Genomic DNA, 19,743 nt, shown 5'->3' with positions numbered 1-19,743 from the left:
GAGACAGCACGATGGCCCGCAGCAAACGCTGCGGGCCATCGTGGAGAGTAGAGCGAAGAAAACGGTCTTACTTGACCGAAACCTTGGCGCCGGCCTCTTCGAGCTTGGTCTTGGCTGCCTCGGCGGCATCCTTGTCGATCTTCTCGAGGATCGCCTTGGGAGCGGACTCGACGAGATCCTTGGCTTCCTTCAGACCCAGTCCGGAGACGACCTCGCGGACGACCTTGATGACCTGGATCTTCTTGTCGCCGGCCGACTCGAGCACGACGTCGAACTCGTCCTGCTCGACAGCAGCTTCAGCAGCGGCCGGTGCACCGGCAGCGGCGACGGCGACGGGAGCAGCAGCGGTGACCTCGAAGACCTCTTCGAACTTCTTCACGAAGTCGCTGAGTTCCAGCAGGGTCAATTCCTTGAACTGATCGATGAGCTCGTCAGCGGAGAGCTTTGCCATGTGGGCAATCCTTTCGTTCTTTCCTCGGTCGCAAGGTGACGCGACCAGGGAGGTGTGGGGGTTTTATTCGGCCGCTTCTGCGGGTGCGACCGCGGCTTCTTCGCCGCCGGAGGCAGCTTTCTTTTCCTGCAGTGCGGCCGCAAGACGTGCGACCTGGGAAGCGGGCTGGTTGAACAGACCCGCAGCCTTTGCCAAGTTGCCCTTCATGGCACCGGCGAGCTTTGCAAGGAGCACCTCACGGGTTTCGAGGTCAGCGATCTGATTGACCTCGTCCACGGACAGCGCGCGGCCGTCCATGAATCCGCCCTTGATGATGAGGGCCTTGTTGTCCTTGGCGAAGTTCTTGATCGCCTTGGCCGCCACGACGGGTTCACCTTCGATGAAGGCAATCGCGGTGGGACCAGTGAACAGCTCGTCCAGACCGGCCACGCCCGCATCAGCAGCAGCGCGCTTGACCAGGGTGTTCTTGGCGACGGAGTAAACAGCACCTTCGCCCAGTGAGCGACGCAGCTCCGAGATCTGCTTGACGGTCAGACCACGGTATTCCGTGACGACTGCCGCAGTGGCTCCCTTGAACTGCTCGGTGATCTCCGCAACCGCGGTGACCTTTTCACTATTTGCCATACTTCGCCTCCTCTCATGACGTGTCGGTTGGCACGTAGGAGCGCGAGTCTCGTGAACGGCCGCCGACCCCCACCAACGACAAACGCCCCGGCACAGGGCACGGGGCGCACACGAGCTTCAATGGCTGAGCATTGCAGCGGTGATTCCTCGTTCTCCCTGCGTGGGCCGCCGACGATGTGTCGGGCCTTCGGCCGGCTCGCGATAATCGCGCCCCGGTGACCAACGGTCTCTGGTTGAACTGACATCCGCAGGCATATGACCTGCGAACACCAAGCACTCACAGTACCGGCAGTGGGTCGCTGGTTACAAATCAGCCACGTCAGGATCAAGGTGTGACGGCGGAACACCCCAAAGGTCGCGACCGAACACCCGCTCGGGTACGTTGAACCGAACCAGTCCAGTGTGAGGTCGGTCACGAACCACTAGTAGCACCAACAGCACTGGCAGCAACACGACGGAGTGTTGCCGCGACCTGCGATTACCCGGTCTCGCACCGGGTAATTCGCCCTCGGCGTGGCCGCACTCCCCAGCGGAGAGGTAGCGCCATGGTCTACCAGGTCAGTCCTTACGAACGCACGGGCAGAGCACCCTCGCCGCGAAGCGTCCCGACACTCCCCCTCGGCGACCCGACCGGCGGCGCCAATGCGCTCTGGTGGCGCGAGCAGGTCGACGGGCAGCCGGAGTTCCCCAAGGTCGCGATCGACCGTTCCCTGCATCTGACGATGAGCGACGGGGTACGCCTGCGCGCCACGCTGATCCGGCCGATCGACGCCTCCGGCCAGATCGTGGAAGCACCGATGCCCACCGTGGTGACGATCAATCCGTACAACCGCGCCGTACTCGACCTCATCGACCAGACCACGCACCACCTGCCGTTGCCTCCGATCTCCGGCGGCACGCTCGACGTCTTCGGTATCAACCGCAAGCTCGTACAGAGCGGCTACGTCCAATTGGTCGTCGACGTGCGCGGCACCGGGGCCTCCCACGGTCGCTGGCAGATCCTCGGAGAACGCGAACAGCGCGATTCCATCGAGGTCATCGACTGGGCAGCCGATCAGTCGTGGTGCGATGGCAATGTCGGGATGGCCGGCTGGTCGTACTCCGCCATCAATTCGCTGCAGGCCGCGGGCAACGGTTCGCCGCACCTCAAGGCAGTCTTCGCGGTCGAGGGATGCGAAGACATCGTGCGCGACATCTACATCACCGGCGGCGCTCCTTCGGCGTTCATCCCCATCTGGCTGGCCGGGGTGAACATGCTCAAGTGGCTCCCCAACCCGTCTGCGGCGCTGGCCGACGCGTTCAACACCAATGGCGTGCGCTGGCTGAAGGACCGGGTCGCCTCTCCCGCCACCGAGATCGGTTCTCTGGCATGGGGTTTCCTCACCGGCCGCGATCCGCGTATCTACGACGACCCCTACTTCGATGAGCGTGACCCGAAGATCGACATGATCACCGCCCCGACGTTCGTCTTCGGCGGTTGGCACGATCTGTTCGGACGCAGCGCGACCCGCATCTACAACCAGCTGAACCTGAAACCAGGGCAGAAGCAACTGGTCATGGCGGACGGCTATCACCTCGACGCCGGTCGCGGATTCGGCAAGCGCATCGCCCCGCCGCGCGTCGACGTGCTCGAACGCGCGTGGTTCGACAAGTGGCTCAAAGGGCTCGACAACGGCGTCGACGAGTATGGCCCCGTGACCCTGCAGCAGCAGGGCGGGTCCTGGACGTCCGGAGAGTCGTTCCCCCGCAAGGACGCTCGGGTACAGCGGCTGTATCTGTCGCCGGCGTCGTCGCACACCGCGAAGCACAGCAGGCACGACGGCAGCCTCGGCGCCGAGGTCAATTCCACCGCGGGCGAATTGAAGCTCCGGGCGGATGCGCGCGGGTTCATCTCGCGCGACATGACCCAGGTGACAGCCGGCGCGACCATGCTCCTCGGCGGCTCGTTCACCACCAAGGCGAAGTTCCAGGAGGTCGGCGCACTGAGCTTCACGACCGGGCCGATGACCGAGGCGATGCAGATCTCGGGATCGATGAACCTGCATCTGCGCACCACGTGCGGTGGGCACGAAGCGCTGTGGGCCATCACCCTCAACGATGTCGCCCCCGACGGGACGTCGACGGTCCTGACCAACGGTTCGCTGACCGCCTCGAACCGGTCCCTCGACCCCGGACTCTGCGAATACGCCGAGGACGGCTCACTTCTGGTGGCCCACCACCCGCTGAGCAAGAAGCGCAAGCTGAAGGTGACCCCCAACTCCCCCATCGATCTCGACATCGATCTGGTCCCCACCGACGCGATCATCGAAGAGGGCCACCGGCTCCGGATCAACATCTACGCAGCGAGCATGCCCCGCTTCCTCGCCGTGGTTCCCGACCTGATCAAGTCGGGCTGGCGGTCCCAGAAAGTGGTCCTCGACCCCTACCACCAGAGCTACTTGACCTTCCAGGGGTTGTGACAACCCGACCACTGCGGTCGAGCGGCCCCGCGTTGTCTGGACAGACGAGGAGCGAGCGCCAGCGATGCGAGGAGGAAGGAAGACGACGCGCTGCGGGCCGCTCTGACCACGCGAGCGGAGCGAGCAAATTCAGCACCGTATGCCGCTGTCGCCGAAGGTGACCCGGTAGACCAGCGCGGCTTCGGGGCCCAAGACCAGCCCGACGAGGTCGATGAGGGTCCCCGCGAACAGCGGGCCGTGTTTGTCCATCGCCGATCCCGGACTCAGGTGGTGGGCCAACTCGTGGAGCACCACGAGCTCGCGCATGGCCCAGCGATCGTCGGCGACGGGAACAGCGATCACTCCGGTACCGGTACCCGGGTTGTATTCGTAGTGGGCCTGGCGCTGACCGCGCCTGGTCCGGACGCTGACCGGAACCTGCGCCCGAGGAAACTGCGCCGCCACTGTGGGCAAAGCGAGTACCCGGCCGACGTAGGAGCGCACCGACTCCACCGATCCGAACCTCGCCTCCGGCGGCAAGGTCATGGACGTCCCCGCAATCGTCAGCGCACCCGAACCGGCGGCTGCCCGCTCGAAAACGTTGTGCACCAATCGTTCCGCCGCGTAGAGCGCCGACCGCTGGCTGTCTCGTTCCGTCATCGGCACACGGTCACGCCTCGAGTGCGCCGCGGGTTCCGTCGAGCTGCGCGTCGTCGCCGAGGCGCGCTCGACGCCCGGCCCGGTCCCCCGCGCGCCGTGCGCCTTCCGAATAACCCGCCGACGCGCTCTGCGACTGCCAGGTACCGCGGGCCGTCGACGTCTCTTGATGGAAGTCGCGGACCTCGATTTCCTTGTTGCGCAACACCAGCGCCGTTCCCGAATCGGTCTTTCCGCCGTCGTCGGCGACTGCCTGCGCCCGGGCCTCGTCGCGCGCCTGCGCCAGCCGCTTGCCGATCCGTTCGGCGAAGGCCGACTGGAAGTTCAGCCGCGCGGTGATCGGCGAGAGCGGCTTCTCCTCGACGACCCGCCGCGACACCCAGCCGCGACGCTCGGTCACGACGCGGGCGAACGTCTCACCCTTGTACGCACCCGACTTCAGGTACCCGTCGCTCGCGGCGACCATCTGCACCACCAGCGAGCTGTATAGCGCCTCACAGGTGTCGATGTCGCCGGGAAACCCGTAGGCGTAGACGAACGTCGAGTTGCTCGCGACATCGCAGGTGATGTCATTCGCGCGGGCGATCGCGACGAACAGCTGCACGTAGGTGCGCAGTCCTCGTTTGCCTGCGGTACCGATCGCAATGTTGCGCTGCTCGGGGGTGACGCGGCGGTTGCCGCCGGCGTGGGCTCGGGCCACAGCCAGATCGATGGACGCCGCGGTGGCGAGTCGCTGCGCCGCCTGCATGAAGGCCTGGGCCTCGTGTTCGTTGTCGGTGCCTTCGGCCTGCCGCAACAACCCGGAGATCCGGGTCAGGAGTTTGTCGTCTTGCACGTGATCAACCCTAGGCGTCCCGGCCGACACTGTGCCGACGCGGAGGCTCAGCCTGTGGATGGCACCAGATCTGTGGAGAAAGGGGCCTTGGCCGAGTTAGGCAATTCTGGTTTACTAACTCCATGGTCCGTCCCCGGCTACACACCGACGAGCAACTGCTCGACGCCGCCGACGCCGTCCTCGCGCGGGTGGGCTCCGCTCGGTTCACCCTCGAACTCGCAGCTCAGGAGGCCGGCGTCTCCGCTCCTACGCTTGTCAAACGCTTCGGGTCGAAACGGGCAGTGCTACTCGCCTCGTCCCGGCGCTGGGTCGATTCCATCGACGAGACCCCCCGCTTCGGCGCCGGCGAAAGCGCCCTCGACGCCCTCCGACGGCTGTCTGTGGGTTCTTACGCCGACAGCGATCAGATCTCGAACGCGGCCAACCACGTGTCCTCGCTCGCGATGGACCTGGGCGACCCCGAGCTCACCCGGCTGCTGGGGCTGGGCTGGGAACGCAAACGTCGGCAACTCGCAGGCGTCGTCGCCCGCGGGATCGACGCGGGAGAGTTCCCCCGCACACTCGAACCGGCTGTCGCCGCCCGCACCCTGTTCGCCCTGTTGGAAGGGACGTTCCTGGCCTGGACCGTGCAACCGCACGGCTCTCTCACCGCGATCCTCGACGACGAGTTCGAGCGACTGACCACCACCTGGAAATGAGGAATCCCATGGCCCCCACCCCGGTATCCACCGTCACCGGCGCAGTCTTCATCGCCACCAGTCTCGACGGCTACATCGCCCGCACCGACGGTGACATCGAGTGGCTGTTGAGCCGCAGCCAGGACATCGGCGAGACCGGCTACGACGCCTTCATCGAGACCACCGGCGCGATTGCCATGGGCCGGGGCACCTATGAGATCGGTACCTCCTTCGACGAGTGGCCGTACAAAGGCCGACGCGTGCTGGTGCTGAGTTCCCGGTTGGACCCTCATGTCGACGATCGCGTCACTGTCCACCGCACGATCGACGAGTTGCTCGATGCCGCGGCGGCCGAGAACGTCCATCATCTGTACGCCGATGGCGGACGCTTGATCACCAGCTTTCTGCAACGCGGTCTCATCACAGAACTCACCATCACGACGATCCCGGTCATCCTCGGCTCGGGGTTACCGCTGTTCGGGGACATCGATCACGACGTATCGCTGAAACTGCTGCGGTCGACCACGCTGGGACAGGGCATCACGCAGTCCGTCTACCGAGTCACCGACTGAGCACTGCGCCCCGGATGCCATGCTGGTCAGGTGACCTCAGATCCGAATCCGGCCGCAGCCGAGCGCATCCTCTACGACCACGACAACACCTCGACGAGGGACTTCTACAAGCTGATCACCGCGTCCATCGTCCCGCGGCCGATCGCGTGGGTGTCCTCGCGTAATGCCGCTGGCGTCGACAACCTCGCGCCGTTCAGTTTCTTCTCCGTCAGCTCCACCGATCCGCTGATCGTGCAGTTCACCGCGGTCGGCGGCAAACACAGCGCCGACAATGCCGCGGCCACGAAGCAGTACGTCATCAACGTGGCGACCGAACCGATGATGCAGCAGGTCAATGCGACCTCTGCCGGCTTCGACGAGGACATCAACGAGTTCGAGGCGGTCGGCGTCGCTTCGGCACCGGCGACGGTCGTCGACTGCCTACGGGTCCGCGACAGTCCGGTCGCCATCGAGTGCGAGCTGTTCCAGATCCTCCAGATCGGTAACTCACAGGTCGTGATGGGCAAGGTCGTCGCGGTCACGGTCGACCCCGCGGTGGCTGCCGCCGACGGTCACCCGGACTTCGCCAAGCTCGCCCCGATGGCCAGGCTCGGCCGCACCGAGTGGGGTCTGCCGAGCAAGGTCGTCGAGCTCGAACGACCCTGACCCGTCCGGCGGGAAGGTACTCGGCCACCGCGGCGTTGGAAGAGAGGTACATCTTGTTCAACGTATTCGCGGATTAAGAAGGCCCATAGGTATGTCCCTCACCCTGTCCATTCTCGACCTCGCTCCCATCTCTCCCGGACACGACGCCAGGGAGAGTTTCGCCGCAAGCGTGGATTTGGCGCGCGCTGCGGAACGACACGGCTACAAGCGGGTCTGGTACGCCGAGCACCACAACATGGAGTCCATCGCGTCGTCGGCGACGAGTGTGCTGATCGCGCACATCGCCGCGCACACCGAGTCCATCCGTCTCGGCGCGGGCGGCATCATGCTGCCGAACCACGCACCGCTCACCATCGCCGAGCAGTTCGGAACCCTGGAGACGCTGCATCCGGGACGCATCGACCTCGGACTCGGCCGCGCGCCGGGCAGCGACCAGGCGACGATGCGCGCGCTGCGCCGCGACCACAGTTCGGCTGACAGCTTCCCGCAGGACGTGCTGGAACTGCAGGGATACCTGCGCGACGAGTCCCGCATCCCTGGCATCAAAGCCATCCCAGGCGCAGGTACCGACGTGCCGCTGTACATTCTCGGGTCGTCGCTCTTCGGAGCGCAGCTCGCTGCCGCCTTGGGCCTGCCCTACGCGTTTGCCTCGCACTTCTCCCCCGACGCCCTGCAGCAGGCGGTCACGCTCTATCGCCGCGACTTCAAGCCGTCGCGTCAGCTGTCGGAGCCGTACGTGATCGCAGGCGCAAACGCTGTCGCTGCCGACGATCCCGAAGCTGCTGCCCGCGATTTCGAAGCCTTGCGCCGGATCCGTGTCCGCATGCTGATCTCACGCGGACCGTCGAGCCCGCATTACAGCGACGAGGAGATCGATGCCTTCCTCACCACCCGTGAGGGCCAGGGCATCGCCAACATGATGAAGTACACCGGGGTCGGCACCGGCTCTGACGTTCGCGAATTCCTCGAAGACTTCGCCGAGCTGGCCCAGGCCGACGAGGTCATCGTCGCGCATCAGTCCGTGACCGCCGAGGGTCGGCTCAAGTCCCTCGAACTCACCGCCGAAGCCATGAAGACGGCCAAGGTCTAGCCCGTAAGGGCTTCACGGCCGACCCGCCCGGCTTGCGGCCCCGCGTTGTTTGGACTGACGACGAGCGAGCGAAGCAGGGCGACCCCAACGGTCTCGCGGCCCCGCACGTTGTGGACTGAGGAGGAGCGAGCGCAGCGATGCGACCGGCGAGGGAAGAACGTGCGCCCAGGGCCGCGGCGACCCCGCGAGCGGGAGCGAGCAAGTAAAGCACAGTGCCGGGACCCCGTTACGGAGTCCCGGCACTGTTGTACCTGGTCTAGAAGAAGACTGCTCAGTCCTCTTCGAGGTAATTGCGGTTGACCGCCGGGTCCACCGGGATGCCCGGTCCGGTGGTGGTGGAGACGGTGACCTTCTTGAGGTACCGGCCCTTGGCCGCCGACGGCTTCGCACGCAGGATCTCGTCCACGGCTGCGCCGTAGTTCTCGACGAGCTGCTTCTGATCGAACGACGCCTTGCCGATGACGAAGTGCAGGTTGGCTGCCTTGTCGACGCGGAAGTTGATCTTTCCGCCCTTGATCTCGTTGACGGCCTTGGTCACATCGGTGGTGACGGTGCCCGTCTTCGGGTTCGGCATCAGGCCACGCGGTCCGAGGACGCGGGCGATGCGGCCGACCTTGGCCATCTGATCGGGGGTGGCGATGGCGGCGTCGAAGTCGAGCCACCCGCCCTGGATCCGCTCGATCAGATCTTCGGCGCCCACCTCGTCGGCTCCGGCTGCGACGGCCTCGTTGGCCTTGTCGCCGGCCGCGAACACGATGACGCGTGCGGTCTTACCGGTGCCGTGGGGCAGGTTGACGGTGCCGCGCACCATCTGGTCTGCCTTACGGGGATCGACGCCGAGACGGACGGCAACCTCAACGGTGGCGTCGGTCTTCGTGGACGAGGTCTCCTTGGCGAGGTTCACAGCCTCCAGCGGGCTGTAAAGCTTCGACTTGTCGACCTTCTCAGCAGCGGCCTTGTATGCCTTACTGGTTTTGCTCATGTTGGCTCTTTCTTTCTCCGCAGCTCGTACGGGTTGGTGGTGCGGACCGAGCCGGCCCTCCCACTATTTCGGTCAGGAAGTGGCTCAGGCCTCGACCGTGATGCCCATGGAGCGGGCGGTTCCGGCGATGATCTTGGCGGCCTGGTCAACGTCGTTGGCGTTGAGGTCTTCCTGCTTGGTCTTGGCGATCTCACGGACCTGGTCCATGGTGACCTTGCCGACCTTGGTCTTGTGCGGCTCTCCCGAACCCTTCTGCAGACCAGCGGCCTTGAGCAGCAGCTTCGCTGCAGGCGGGGTCTTCAGCTTGAAATCGAAGGAGCGATCTTCGTAGACGAAGATCTCGACCGGCACGACGTTGCCGCGCTGGCTTTCTGTCGCAGCGTTGTACGCCTTGCAGAACTCCATGATGTTCACGCCGTGCTGACCAAGTGCCGGACCCACGGGCGGTGCCGGGTTGGCGGCGCCTGCCTGGATCTGGAGCTTGATGATCCCGGAGATCTTCTTCTTCTTCTTGGGGGGCATCCTTTTCCCTGTTTCTGATTGATTGCGTTTGGGCTGAAAATCTCGACTCAGCCCGGTTTCGCGCCCGCTGGAGACGCGAAAATCTGTTAGATCTTTTCGACCTGCCGGATCGTCAGATCTTCTCGACCTGGTTGAAGGCGAGCTCGACCGGGGTCTCACGACCGAAGATCGAGACGAGCACCTTCACCTTGCGCTGCTCGGCGTTGACCTCGCTGATCGAGGCGGGCAACGTCGCGAACGGGCCGTCCATGACGGTGACCGATTCGCCGACCGCGAAGTCGACCTCGATGACCGGTGCCGATGCGGCAGCCAGATCGGCGCCACCGTCGGACGTGGACTTGCCGGCGGCCTTCTTGGGTTCGACGCGCGGCAGCAGGAACTTGAGCACGTCATCCATCGACAACGGCGACGGACGCGAGGTCAGTCCCACGAAGCCGGTGACGCCGGGGGTGTTGCGCACCGCGCCCCACGACTCGTCGTTGAGCTCCATGCGCACGAGGATGTAGCCGGGAAGGACCTTGCGGTTGACCTTCTTCTGCTGGCCGTTCTTGATCTCGGTGACTTCTTCGATCGGAACCTCGACCTGGAAGATGTAGTCACCGACGTCGAGGTTCTGCACGCGGGTCTCGAGGTTGGCCTTCACCTTGTTCTCGTACCCGGCGTAGGAATGGATCACGTACCAGTCGCCTGCAGCCTTCTTGAGAGACTTGCGCAGCGCCTCGACCGGATCTTCTTCTTCCTCGGGCTCGACGACTGCTTCCTCGCCGGAGGTGTCCTCGCCGGAAGCGTCCTCGGTGACCTCGGCGGCGATCTCGGCTTCGCCGGTCACATCCACATCGGAGTCCTCGGAATCGGAGACGGCACTGTCGACAGCCTCCGAATCACCGACTGTCTCGTCGATGACGTCGGTCTCTGTCTCGCTGGTAACAGCGTCGTTCTCGGGGGTGCTCACTGCAGCCCACGCTCCCTTTCCTCGAAGCAGCCGGACGGGTTGGTCACCCGAACAGCCACAAAACGGCCTTTGCGAACGCCAGATCCAGTGCGGAGATGAACGCGACCATGATGATCACGAAGATCAGCACGATGATCGTGTACTGGATCAGTTGCTTGCGAGTCGGCCAGATGACCTTCTTGAGCTCGCTGACAACCTGCGTGAGGAACACCCACAACTTGATGAACGGGTTGCGGCTGTCCTCAGGCTTGACGCGCTTGCGCTTACCGTCGGTTTTCTTGTCTTTGGTCTTTTCTTTGGTGGCAACTGTCGACGCCGCGTCATCGTCGCCATCGTCGTCTTTGGCGAGATTCGGACGCTTGCCACGGGGCGAACGCTTCCCGCTGGGACGGGCCACGGTGGCGGTGTCGCCGCTGCCGGTCTCGTCCGCCGAATCCGCTTCGGAGTCCACAGAGCTGTCGAGCTCGACCTCGTCGGTCGACTCAGCCGCGTTCTTGGCGCGTTCGGCACGGTCGCGCTTGCTCAACTTGTTCCTCTCGTGGCTGAAGTCGGATGCCTGCAGTGGACCAGTCGGTCCGGCTGCCTGGCAGCTGACATCGGGTGCCCTGAGGTGCTTTCACACGATCAAGGGCAGGGGCGACAGGACTTGAACCTGCAACCTGCGGTTTTGGAGACCGCTGCTCTGCCAGTTGAGCTACGCCCCTTTGGGCCGACTTCGCCGACGACCACCGAGATGGTCACCGGGGCTCCATCGACCCGGCGTCTGCACTACACAAAACCAACGCGCCACCCTTAGGGCAGCGCGCAAGTTGAAATAGAGCTGACGACTATTCGAGTGTACGTCACCGGGTGGGTGGAACTCCAACCAGCTCCGAAGACGCACATGATCAGTTGAACTGCACGCTGGCGAGTGCTCGCCCGAAGATTTTGCGATCACCCTGCTTGGCCACGATCGAGAGCTGGCCGCGACGGGTCTGCGGGTCCAGCGACTTGACCTTGCCCGTGAAGTCCACGGCGGCGTAATCACCGGCAGGCACGTACACCGGGCTGGTGAAGCGGACGTTGTACTCGTGGATCGCGGCAGGGTCGCCGATGAACTCGCCGATGAAACTCGCGCCAAGTCCCATCGTCTGCATGCCGTGCGCGACGACGTCCTGCAGTCCGGCGACCTTGGCGACCTCGTCGCTGTAGTGGATCGGGTTCGGGTCCCCCGCCACCCCGGCGTAGTTGATGAGGTTGCCGCGGGTGAGCTTGAACGTGCGGGCCGGGATCTCCTGGCCGACGGTCAACTCGTCGAAGTTGATCGCGCCGTACGGCAGCGGGGCAACCTCGGGGTCGGGGTCGTCGTAACGGGCGAAGGGCCCGGCGACGGTCTTGCCGGGGTCGATGCCGGCCGGCTCCTGCATCATCACGTGTTCGATCTTGTCCACGAGTTCCGGATCGACCTCGATCGCCGCGCGTGCGGCGAGCGATGTCCAGGTCGTCATCACCGGTTCGTTCCGCTGATTCCAGATGACGTTCTTGGTGACCATCAGATCGGTCCCGGACATCTGACGGAATGAATCCAGCGACACATCGCAGATCAGTTGGTCGCCGACCTTGATCGGCTGATGGAAGACGAGCCGCTGATCGCTCTGCATGATCTGCCAGAGGTCGTAGCCGGTGATCACGTCCTCGAAGAGACGTCGCTGGGCGATGATGCCGAGGACAGAGACGAAGGTCGGTGCTGCGACGAGGGTGTCGTGACCCATCTCGCGCGCCTTGGCTTCGTTCCAGTGCACCGGGTTGGTGTCCTGAACTGCTCGGGCGTGCTCGCGCACCTTTTCCCGGCCGACCTCGTAGTGGTCGTCGACGGTGTACTTGAAGCCGACCATTTCCTGCGTGTGCGCCGCGATCTCTTCAGGAGTCAGCTTGACGCCCTGCTGCAGGGCTTCGACCCGCTCGGTTACCTTGCTCTGGCTCGCATTCGTCACTCGAGAAGACCTCTAACTTTCGACTATCGCCTCGCCGGCTGGGCAGTGCCGGGTGCGTAGAAAAGACCAAAGACCGGGCACACTCTCGCGTCCCCGGTCATGTCAGGCAGTCTGCAGACCGCCCGTGGCGATCTAGCGCGATTCCTTGTGGTTCTGGTGCTTGCCGCAGTTCGGGCAGAACTTCTTGATCTCGAGGCGATCGGGATCGTTGCGACGGTTCTTCTTGGTGATGTAGTTGCGGTGTTTGCAAACCTCGCAGGCCAAGGTGACCTTGGGGCGCACGTCTGTTGAGGAGGCCACGGGATTGCCTTTCAGGTGGATCGTGTGGTGCGACATCCCCCGAGGGACGTCGCGTCTGGTGTGTCGCCGTTAGCGGCACGTCGTGTGCATCGTAGCGATGGCCGGACTCGAACCGGCGACCTAACGATTATGAGTCGTTCGCTCTAACCAACTGAGCTACACCGCCATGGCCCGGACCCCGACTGCTGCGCGCCGCGAACGGCGGCGCTTTCATCGAGATCTGAGTCCAGCGAGCCCCCTGACGGAATCGAACCGTCGACCTTTTCCTTACCATGGAAACGCTCTACCGACTGAGCTAAGGGGGCGTTCGCCTCTCACGTCGACGCCGCCTCCGGCGCCCTCGCGAAGGGCCTTAACGAGATTACACAGCGGCGCTGGTGCGTGCCAAATCGCGTGTTCTCTCATCCTCCTCGCACCAAACGACCCCGGGCTGGTCGAGCCAGCTCGAGGCCGAGTTCTCTGGTGCTGTGCCAGGTATAGGATTCGAACCTATGTAGCTTGCGCGGCGGATTTACAGTCCGCTCCCTTTGGCCGCTCGGGCAACCTGGCAAGCTGCCTCCCGCAGTCTTTTGGACCGGCGGAAAGCAACGCGGGAAACATTACATCGGGGAGGGCCCCAGAACACAAATGCCCAGTACAAGCGGTCCTGTTTTGCCGTTTTGGACCCATGCTGCGTGAGTGGGTGCACCGGCGCGGCTACGCTTGACCGTTATGGCAGATTCATCGTTCGACGTGGTCAGCAAGCTCGATCGGCAAGAGGTCGACAACGCCCTCAATCAGGCGGCCAAAGAGCTGTCGCAGCGCTACGACTTCCGTGGCACCAACACCAAGATCGAATGGTCCGGTGAAGAGAACATCGTGATCACCTCCGATGCCGAGGAACGCGCACAGGCCGGACTCGAGGTGTTCAAGGAAAAGCTCATCCGCCGCGACATCTCCCTGAAGGCGTTCGACGCCGGCGAGGTCATCGGGTCGGGCAAGACGTACAAGATCACCGGCACCCTGATCCAGGGCATCGACTCCGAGAAGGCCAAGAAGATCACCAAGGCCATCCGCGACGAGGGTCCCAAGGGCGTCAAAGCACAGATCCAGGGCGAAGAGCTCCGGGTTTCGAGCAAGAAGCGTGACGACCTGCAGGAAGTGATCGCTTTGCTCAAGGGCAAGGACTTCGAGATCGCCCTGCAGTTCGTGAACTACCGGTAGTCGTGATTTCTCCCTGAGATCGTCCACCTCAGGTGTCGCCGAGGGCATATTTCCCTTTGCTACCCCTCAGGAGGACGATTTCAGGGACACCCGGGTGGTCGATGACGCAGACTCGACCCCGTGCAGGTGGGAATGACGATGCCGGTGATGGAACCAGACCTCGACCGCGCCATACTTCGGAACTGGGCCGAGCTGATCGACGACGGACCGTTTTCGTCGTTGTGCTGGGGCGAGCGGATGGCCTTCGACAACCCTGACAGCCTCACGCTGCTGGGCGCCGTCGCGGCGTGGACCGAGCGGGTGCGTCTGGTCACCACGGTGATCGTGCCGCAGTTACACGATCCGGTGATGCTGGCCAAAGCGCTGGCCACCGGTGATGTCATCAGCGGCGGACGGCTCACGGTCGGAATCGGCGTCGGTGGTCGGCACGAGGACTACAAGTCTGTGGGCGCCGACCCGAAGACGCAGACCATGAAGCAGATGGCCGACCGCGTCGGGGTGATGAAGCGGGTCTGGGCCGGAGAGCGCCAGACCGATTCCGTGCTCCCGGTCGGGCCGGCGCCGATCCAGGAAGGCGGGCCGCCGCTGCTCGTCGGCACCATCGGACCCAAGACCCTACGCAGCGCGGCCGCCTGGGCTGACGGGCTCGCGGGCACCACGCTCGACCTCGATGTCGCCAAACAGCGCGAACTCTTCGATGTCGCGACGACGGCGTGGGCCGAGGCGGGCAAGAAGCCACCGCATCTGGCGACATCGTTCTGGTTCGCGATCGGAGAAGCCGAAGCCGCGCGAGGGCAGATACACCATCACCTGCGGCGGTACATGAATTGGATTCCGTCCGACTTCGTCGACGCCATCGCGCCCACCACCGGGTGGTCGGGTTCGAAAAACGAACTCGCCGAGACCTTGTCGGCGTTCGCCGCGGCCGGTACCGATGAAGTCCATCTCATTCCGACGAGCTCCGACATCAGCCAGCTCGAAAAGGTCGCCGAGGTCGTCCGCGACCTGACCTGACGCGGGCCGACGCACCGAAAACGCCGCCCATCGTGCCGAACTGACCGCCGAGCGGGCGCTTACCGCCGACCGCCCGCCATTTCTTCGAGTCGACGAATGCGATCTTCCATCGGCGGATGGGTGGCAAAGACCTTGCTCATCCGCTCACCGGTGCGAAATGGGTTGGCAATCATCAAATGTGACTGCGCGGCGAGGTCGGGATTGGGCGGCAACGGCGCCATCTGGACGCCGCCGGAGATCTTCCGCAGCGCCGAAGCCAGAGCCAGCGGATCGCCGGTCAGCTCGGCGCCGGATGCGTCCGCCTGATACTCACGTGACCGCGACACCGCGAGTTTGATGACTGTCGCCGCAATCGGACCGAGGAACGTGATGAGGAGCAACACAACGGGATTGGCGCCGCCGTTGCGGTTGCCGCCGAAGAAGAATGCGAAGTTCGCGATGCCGCTGATGACCGCGGCCATGGCACCTGCAATGGATGAGATGAGGATGTCGCGGTTGTAGACGTGGGAAAGTTCGTGTCCGAGAACAGCTCTTAACTCACGTTCGTCGAGGATCTGCAGGATGCCTGCCGTGCAGCAGACCGCAGCGTTCTTCGGATTACGTCCTGTTGCAAAGGCATTGGGCGCTTCGGTGGGACTGATGTACAGGGCAGGCATCGGCTGACGAGCAACGGTCGCCAGTTCGCGGACGATCCGGTACAGAGCGGGTGCCTGCACCTCGGTCACCGGCTGCGCGTGCATCGCCTTGAGCGCCATCTTTGCGCTGTTGAAATAGATGTAGGCGTTGAACCCGACCGCGAGCACGATGGCGAGCAGCAGGATCGCCGGACTTCTGAAGGCCGCGCCGATCCCCACGATGATCGCCGACATGAAGCCCAGTAGAAGAACCGTCTTCAGTCCGTTGGCATGGCCGCCCATGTATCTCACTCCTGTCCCTGTTGCACTGGAGCCGCAACGAACGAGAGCCTCACCAGGGTTCCCGAGATGGTGGGTTCGGGCGAGCGTTCGCCCAGGTCGACCTCGCCGGAACCCACCACGATCGGGCGTCTAGCCGACCCTGGCGATCGTGTACCGAACCAGCGAACTCATCGCATCGTGAGCCGGACCCGCGGGAAGCTGCGCGAGTTCGGCATCGGCCGCGTCGGCGTAACTCTGCAGGGTGGCGCGGGCTCTGACCAGGCCATCCGAGGAGTTGAGCAAGTCCAGCGCCTCGGCCACCTCGGCGTCGTCGGTGATCGGGCGGTTCGTGCCGTCCGGATTGAGGACCAGCTCACGGATCCGGGTCTCGGTCGGATCTGCCAAGGCGTAGAGCACCGGCAGAGTGTGAACACCCTCACGTAGGTCGGTGCCCGGATTCTTGCCGGAATCCCCGGCCACGGATGTGATGTCGATGATGTCGTCGGAGACCTGGAAAGCCGTACCGACGTTGTCTCCGAGTCTGGAGAGTCGCTCGATCTGCTCGGCGTCCGCACCCGAGGACATGGCGCCGAATCGGCCGCTGGCCGCGATCAACGATCCGGTCTTCTCCCACACGACCCGCAGATAGTGCTCGACGGGATCGGCCTTGCCCTGGGCGCCGACGGTTTCCCGCATCTGACCGGTGACCAATTCGGCGAAGGTGTCCGCGATGATCCTGACCGCGTGCGGTCCGAGCGTCGAGACGAGGCGGGATGCCCTGGCGAACAGGAAGTCCCCCGAGAGGATCGCGATGCTGTTGCCCCATCGGCTGTTGGCGCTGACCGCACCGCGGCGGAGTTCGGCCTCGTCCATCACGTCGTCGTGGTAGAGCGTGGCCAGGTGGATCATCTCCACCACGGTCGCGGAGATGATCACATCCTCCGCGTGAGGGTTCGGGCCGAAGTGCGCCGAGAGGATGGAAAAGATCGGCCGAAAGCGCTTACCTCCGGCTTTCGCGAGATGCGTGGCCGCCTCGGTGAGAAAGTCCTCACCGGAGGACAGCTCCCCCAGCAGCAACGTCTCGACACGCTCGAGCGACGCACCCACATCGGCGGCGAAGGCCTCCGGCTCCAATTCAAGACCTGCGAACGTCGTCTTCACGCCTGACCTGCTCCCGTCATAGGACGAGCCTAATGGTGCGGGATACTGGCTGGGTGAGTGCACCCAGTCAGATTCCGGCGCGGACAGAGGTCTTGGTCGTCGGTGCAGGTCCGGGCGGTTCGGCTGCCGCCGCTGCGGCAGCCGGTGCCGGCCACGAGGTGACGCTCCTCGACGCCGCGGTGTTTCCCCGCGACAAGACCTGCGGCGACGGACTGACCCCGCGCGCCATCGCCGAACTCGATGCGCTCGGGCTCGGCGATGCCTTCACCGGCCCGCGGATCGAGGGTCTGGACCTGCAGGGCTGGGGCCGACGACAGCAGGTGCGGTGGCCGCAGGCCTCCGACCACTTCCCCGACTACGGCAGTGCGGTGGCGCGTACCGAGCTCGATGACCGCATCCGCCGCCACGCCCTGGACGCCGGCGCCGCGATGGTGTCCGGGGTCAAGGCCGTGGGCGCCACCATCATCGGCGGCAAAGTCACTGCCGTGCAGATCAATACGGCAGAGGGACCGGCTCAGATCGAAGTCGAGAAGTTGATCGTCGCGGACGGGGTGAAGTCCGCTTTGGGCACTTCACTCGGCCGTTCATGGCATCGGGGCACCGCCTACGGCGTTGCGGCGCGGGCGTATGTCGAGTCCGGCCGGTGCGATGACCGCTGGATGGGTTCGCATCTGGAATTGCGTGACGGCGCCGGGGCGCTGCTGCCCGGGTACGGCTGGGTCTTTCCGTTGGGCGCGGAGTCGGGTCTGGTGAACATCGGCGTCGGTGCGCTGGCGACGGAGAAGCGGCCGGCGCACATGGCGTTGCGCCCGATCATCGAGCATTACACCAACTCTCAGCGCGACGATTGGCAGCTCACCGGTCCGCCGGTGCGGATCGCGTCCGCACTGTTGCCGATGGGCGGTGCCGTGAGCAACGTCGCCGGCGCCAACTGGGTGCTCATCGGCGATGCCGCCGCGTGTGTCAATCCCCTCAACGGCGAGGGCATCGACTATGCGCTCGAAACTGCCCGATTCGCGGTGGAAGTCCTTGGTGAGAAAGACCTTTCGGGGCTCTGGCCGGATCTGCTCCGCGCGCGGTACTCGCTGGCGTTCTCCGCGGCGCGCCGGCTGGCTGCGGTGCTGACGGTTCCCAAGGTCGTTCCGGTGCTGGGCCGTCCGGGCATCCGCTCCGCGGCTCTGATGTCCATGGTCGTGCGGGTGATGGGCAACCTGATCACCGAAGACGACACCGACCTGATCGCCCGCGCCTGGCGCACCGCCGGCATCGTCAGCTCGAAGATCGACACCCGCCCACCCTTCTCCTGACCCGATCTTGGTGGGTTCTGGCGAGCGTTTCCCCAGGCAAAGTCAAGTGGTCAACGCAACGAGCTGGTCTTAGCGGTGACTTCTTGATGGGCTTGGAAGACTCCGGGCTGGCGGCGTGGGTGATCGACCCGCGTCGCCTGTGGAGTGGCTTGGGGTAGTTGTTCTTGCTTCCGGTTCGAGGGCAGGGACGGGGTATGGATGTACTTAGGCGGCGGCGTGTACGGCAAGTAGTTCCGTCAAGGCTTGGGCCGGAGTTTTCCACTCCAGGGTTTCCCTCGGCCGTCTGTTGAGGGTCGCAGCGACGCGGGCGACGTCGGCTGCGGTGTGCACGCTCAGGTCGCTGCCTTTGGCGAACCAGTGGCGCAGAAGCCGGTTGGTGTTCTCGTTGCTACCGCGCTGCCACGGTGAGTGTGGATCGCAAAAGTACACAGGCGCTTGGAGTTCGAGCTGAATCCGGTCGTAGGCGGCGAGCTCGGTGCCGCGATCCCAGGTAATGGATCGCCGTATGTGGGCGGGCAAGTCTCCCATCGCTGTGATCATCGCGCCAGCAACGGTATCGGCTTGGTGATTGCCCGGCAGGTGCAGCAAGATCACGAACCGGGAGGTTCGTTCGACCAACGTCCCGATCGCTGTGCCACCGGACCCCATGATCAGGTCACCTTCCCAATGCCCCGGAACCTTGCGATCTTTCACGTCAGGGCGGTCAACGATCTTGAGGGCTTTGTCGTAGATTTTGCCCTGTCGACTCGCGCTGATTCGCGACTTGCGCGCCGGCCTACTGGTGGACAGAGTCTTGTACAGGTCCGCCCGCAACGACCCACGCGACTGGACGTACAACGTGTTGTACAGCGTCTCGTAACTAATTTGATGCGCCTTGTCGTTGGGGAACTGAATCTTGAGCGAATGCGACACAAGCTTGGGACTCCACCCGTCGTCAAATGAGTCTTCTATCATCTGCTGTTCGGGGTGGCCATCGAGCTTGAATGCTTTAGGCCGCAACGCATTGACCTTGGATCGCTGGTGCGCCATCAGCGCGTGATACGTGCCGTCGGCGTTCGAGTTGCGGCCGATCTCACGCCACACCGTCGTCCGCGGCCGACCTATGAGTATCGCGATCTCAGTGACGCCCAGATCGCGTTGCAGCGCCGACTGGATCTCGATCCGCTCGCCCAACCCCAGTCGATGCCCACGCGTCTCAGTGCCATCGTCGTCGACCACAACCGCCAGGCCGCCTACTCCGCCCTTCATCAGTGTCATGCCGCCAGCATTCGCCCACCAGCGGTCGGCAGTGCTGTTCGACACGCCCATTACCCGAGCCGCAAAATCCTTCGTCGACCCCGTACAAAGCAGATCGAAGAACCCAAACCGAATAGCAATATCAAACGGACGTCTACCCATCGCAACCTCCAAGCAGTCAGTGTTGCGTTGACCGTATGAATTTGCC

At 64.3% G+C, this 19,743-nt stretch carries 21 protein-coding genes and 4 tRNA genes; 8 read left to right on the top strand and 17 right to left on the bottom strand.

The genetic code is table 11. The features are described 5' to 3' along the window. Positions 1-67: 67 nt before the first annotated feature. Together rplL and rplJ are read right to left on the bottom strand one after the other, a co-directional pair. Entirely contained in the window at positions 68-451 is a 384-nt protein-coding gene (gene rplL / locus BH683_RS00420) for a 50S ribosomal protein L7/L12 (RefSeq protein ID WP_030165235.1), read from the bottom strand. 63 nt (positions 452-514) lie between these two features. Then, the gene (rplJ, locus tag BH683_RS00415; protein WP_084834303.1) at positions 515-1,075 is read right to left on the bottom strand and encodes a 50S ribosomal protein L10; all 561 of its coding nucleotides are present in this window, start codon (positions 1,073-1,075) and stop codon (positions 515-517) included. A gap of 545 nt (positions 1,076-1,620) precedes the next feature. Here rplJ and BH683_RS00410 point away from each other — a divergent pair. Further along, a complete protein-coding gene (locus BH683_RS00410; protein ID WP_084834302.1) occupies positions 1,621-3,534 on the top strand; it encodes a CocE/NonD family hydrolase in 1,914 nt (637 codons plus the stop codon). 129 nt (positions 3,535-3,663) lie between these two features. Here the strand turns inward: BH683_RS00410 and BH683_RS00405 are convergent, their stop codons facing one another. After that, positions 3,664-4,173, bottom strand: coding sequence for a TIGR04338 family metallohydrolase (locus BH683_RS00405; protein WP_084834307.1), 510 nt, complete (start codon positions 4,171-4,173; stop codon positions 3,664-3,666). A gap of 10 nt (positions 4,174-4,183) precedes the next feature. Continuing rightward, positions 4,184-5,005, bottom strand: a complete 822-nt coding sequence (locus BH683_RS00400; RefSeq protein ID WP_084834301.1) for a DUF2786 domain-containing protein — start codon at positions 5,003-5,005, stop codon at positions 4,184-4,186. Between the two features lie 122 nt (positions 5,006-5,127). Here BH683_RS00400 and BH683_RS00395 point away from each other — a divergent pair, with 122 nt between their 5' ends. The 4 genes from BH683_RS00395 (at position 5,128) to BH683_RS00380 (ending at position 7,989) form a co-directional block, all read left to right on the top strand. Beyond that, positions 5,128-5,703 carry a TetR/AcrR family transcriptional regulator gene (locus BH683_RS00395; RefSeq protein WP_084834300.1) on the top strand — a complete coding sequence of 192 codons (576 nt, stop codon included), beginning with the start codon at positions 5,128-5,130 and terminating at the stop codon, positions 5,701-5,703. An 8-nt stretch (positions 5,704-5,711) separates the two neighbouring features. Continuing rightward, a complete protein-coding gene (locus tag BH683_RS00390; protein WP_084834306.1) occupies positions 5,712-6,254 on the top strand; it encodes a dihydrofolate reductase family protein in 543 nt (180 codons plus the stop codon). Between the two features lie 66 nt (positions 6,255-6,320). Then, positions 6,321-6,899 carry a flavin reductase family protein gene (locus tag BH683_RS00385; RefSeq protein ID WP_084834305.1) on the top strand — a complete coding sequence of 193 codons (579 nt, stop codon included), beginning with the start codon at positions 6,321-6,323 and terminating at the stop codon, positions 6,897-6,899. Positions 6,900-6,990: 91 nt separating this feature from the next. Continuing rightward, positions 6,991-7,989: an LLM class flavin-dependent oxidoreductase gene (locus tag BH683_RS00380; RefSeq protein ID WP_084834299.1), complete on the top strand. Its 999-nt coding sequence runs from the start codon at positions 6,991-6,993 to the stop codon at positions 7,987-7,989. 271 nt (positions 7,990-8,260) lie between these two features. On the opposite strand, the gene rplA is transcribed toward BH683_RS00380, so the two are convergent. The 10 genes from rplA to BH683_RS00330 all read right to left on the bottom strand — a co-directional run bounded on the left by rplA (position 8,261) and on the right by BH683_RS00330 (position 13,267). Continuing rightward, a complete protein-coding gene (gene rplA / locus BH683_RS00375; protein ID WP_084834298.1) occupies positions 8,261-8,971 on the bottom strand; it encodes a 50S ribosomal protein L1 in 711 nt (236 codons plus the stop codon). Between the two features lie 84 nt (positions 8,972-9,055). Next, positions 9,056-9,493, bottom strand: a complete 438-nt coding sequence (rplK, locus tag BH683_RS00370) for a 50S ribosomal protein L11 (protein WP_084834297.1) — start codon at positions 9,491-9,493, stop codon at positions 9,056-9,058. Positions 9,494-9,605: 112 nt separating this feature from the next. Continuing rightward, complete coding sequence (nusG, locus tag BH683_RS00365; RefSeq protein WP_084834296.1) at positions 9,606-10,445, bottom strand: transcription termination/antitermination protein NusG; 840 nt, start codon at positions 10,443-10,445, stop codon at positions 9,606-9,608. A gap of 43 nt (positions 10,446-10,488) precedes the next feature. Beyond that, positions 10,489-10,971, bottom strand: coding sequence for a preprotein translocase subunit SecE (gene secE, locus BH683_RS00360; RefSeq protein WP_084834295.1), 483 nt, complete (start codon positions 10,969-10,971; stop codon positions 10,489-10,491). A 105-nt stretch (positions 10,972-11,076) separates the two neighbouring features. Next, a tRNA-Trp gene (locus BH683_RS00355) sits at positions 11,077-11,149 on the bottom strand. A 183-nt stretch (positions 11,150-11,332) separates the two neighbouring features. Next, positions 11,333-12,418, bottom strand: a complete 1,086-nt coding sequence (locus BH683_RS00350) for a fused (3R)-hydroxyacyl-ACP dehydratase subunits HadA/HadB (RefSeq protein WP_084834294.1) — start codon at positions 12,416-12,418, stop codon at positions 11,333-11,335. 132 nt (positions 12,419-12,550) lie between these two features. Continuing rightward, complete coding sequence (gene rpmG, locus BH683_RS00345; protein WP_084834304.1) at positions 12,551-12,718, bottom strand: 50S ribosomal protein L33; 168 nt, start codon at positions 12,716-12,718, stop codon at positions 12,551-12,553. A gap of 92 nt (positions 12,719-12,810) precedes the next feature. Next, a tRNA-Met gene (locus tag BH683_RS00340) sits at positions 12,811-12,884 on the bottom strand. Between the two features lie 66 nt (positions 12,885-12,950). Then, positions 12,951-13,023: transfer RNA gene (locus BH683_RS00335), tRNA-Thr, on the bottom strand. 163 nt (positions 13,024-13,186) lie between these two features. Further along, positions 13,187-13,267, bottom strand: a tRNA-Tyr gene (locus BH683_RS00330). A gap of 162 nt (positions 13,268-13,429) precedes the next feature. Between BH683_RS00330 and BH683_RS00325 the strand changes: the two genes are divergently transcribed. Both BH683_RS00325 and BH683_RS00320 read left to right on the top strand, forming a co-directional pair. Further along, on the top strand, positions 13,430-13,921 hold the full coding sequence (locus tag BH683_RS00325; protein WP_084834293.1) for a YajQ family cyclic di-GMP-binding protein: 492 nt from the start codon (positions 13,430-13,432) through the stop codon (positions 13,919-13,921). Between the two features lie 132 nt (positions 13,922-14,053). Next, a complete protein-coding gene (locus BH683_RS00320; RefSeq protein WP_084834292.1) occupies positions 14,054-14,935 on the top strand; it encodes an LLM class flavin-dependent oxidoreductase in 882 nt (293 codons plus the stop codon). Positions 14,936-14,994: 59 nt separating this feature from the next. On the opposite strand, the gene htpX is transcribed toward BH683_RS00320, so the two are convergent. Both htpX and BH683_RS00310 read right to left on the bottom strand, forming a co-directional pair. Continuing rightward, positions 14,995-15,852 carry a zinc metalloprotease HtpX gene (gene htpX, locus BH683_RS00315; RefSeq protein WP_084834291.1) on the bottom strand — a complete coding sequence of 286 codons (858 nt, stop codon included), beginning with the start codon at positions 15,850-15,852 and terminating at the stop codon, positions 14,995-14,997. A gap of 129 nt (positions 15,853-15,981) precedes the next feature. Then, positions 15,982-16,992, bottom strand: a complete 1,011-nt coding sequence (locus BH683_RS00310) for a polyprenyl synthetase family protein (protein WP_084834290.1) — start codon at positions 16,990-16,992, stop codon at positions 15,982-15,984. Between the two features lie 53 nt (positions 16,993-17,045). Here BH683_RS00310 and BH683_RS00305 point away from each other — a divergent pair, with 53 nt between their 5' ends. Then, the gene (locus tag BH683_RS00305; protein WP_246833123.1) at positions 17,046-18,299 is read left to right on the top strand and encodes a geranylgeranyl reductase family protein; all 1,254 of its coding nucleotides are present in this window, start codon (positions 17,046-17,048) and stop codon (positions 18,297-18,299) included. Positions 18,300-18,503: 204 nt separating this feature from the next. Here BH683_RS00305 and BH683_RS00300 read toward each other — a convergent pair whose 3' ends face one another. Continuing rightward, the gene (locus BH683_RS00300) at positions 18,504-19,556 is read right to left on the bottom strand and encodes an IS30 family transposase (RefSeq protein ID WP_246833120.1); all 1,053 of its coding nucleotides are present in this window, start codon (positions 19,554-19,556) and stop codon (positions 18,504-18,506) included. Positions 19,557-19,743 lie beyond the last annotated feature (187 nt).

It is taken from the genome of Williamsia sp. 1138 (assembly GCF_002095435.2).
In the GTDB taxonomy this organism is placed as follows: domain Bacteria; phylum Actinomycetota; class Actinomycetes; order Mycobacteriales; family Mycobacteriaceae; genus Williamsia.
The sequence above is the reverse complement of the archived record's forward strand: the minus strand, read 5'-3'. Positions and strand labels throughout refer to the sequence as shown.

Excerpts from the sequence above, each read along its gene's own strand:
- rplL (WP_030165235.1), bottom strand. The coding sequence starts at position 451 with ATGGCAAAGCTCTCCGCTGACGAGCTCATCGATCAGTTCAAGGAATTG.
- rplJ (WP_084834303.1), bottom strand. The coding sequence starts at position 1,075 with ATGGCAAATAGTGAAAAGGTCACCGCGGTTGCGGAGATCACCGAGCAG.
- BH683_RS00410 (WP_084834302.1), top strand. The coding sequence starts at position 1,621 with ATGGTCTACCAGGTCAGTCCTTACGAACGCACGGGCAGAGCACCCTCG.
- BH683_RS00405 (WP_084834307.1), bottom strand. The coding sequence starts at position 4,173 with ATGACGGAACGAGACAGCCAGCGGTCGGCGCTCTACGCGGCGGAACGA.
- BH683_RS00395 (WP_084834300.1), top strand. The coding sequence starts at position 5,128 with ATGGTCCGTCCCCGGCTACACACCGACGAGCAACTGCTCGACGCCGCC.
- BH683_RS00390 (WP_084834306.1), top strand. The coding sequence starts at position 5,712 with ATGGCCCCCACCCCGGTATCCACCGTCACCGGCGCAGTCTTCATCGCC.
- BH683_RS00380 (WP_084834299.1), top strand. The coding sequence starts at position 6,991 with ATGTCCCTCACCCTGTCCATTCTCGACCTCGCTCCCATCTCTCCCGGA.
- rplA (WP_084834298.1), bottom strand. The coding sequence starts at position 8,971 with ATGAGCAAAACCAGTAAGGCATACAAGGCCGCTGCTGAGAAGGTCGAC.
- rplK (WP_084834297.1), bottom strand. The coding sequence starts at position 9,493 with ATGCCCCCCAAGAAGAAGAAGAAGATCTCCGGGATCATCAAGCTCCAG.
- BH683_RS00325 (WP_084834293.1), top strand. The coding sequence starts at position 13,430 with ATGGCAGATTCATCGTTCGACGTGGTCAGCAAGCTCGATCGGCAAGAG.
- BH683_RS00320 (WP_084834292.1), top strand. The coding sequence starts at position 14,054 with ATGACGATGCCGGTGATGGAACCAGACCTCGACCGCGCCATACTTCGG.
- htpX (WP_084834291.1), bottom strand. The coding sequence starts at position 15,852 with ATGGGCGGCCATGCCAACGGACTGAAGACGGTTCTTCTACTGGGCTTC.
- BH683_RS00300 (WP_246833120.1), bottom strand. The coding sequence starts at position 19,556 with ATGACACTGATGAAGGGCGGAGTAGGCGGCCTGGCGGTTGTGGTCGAC.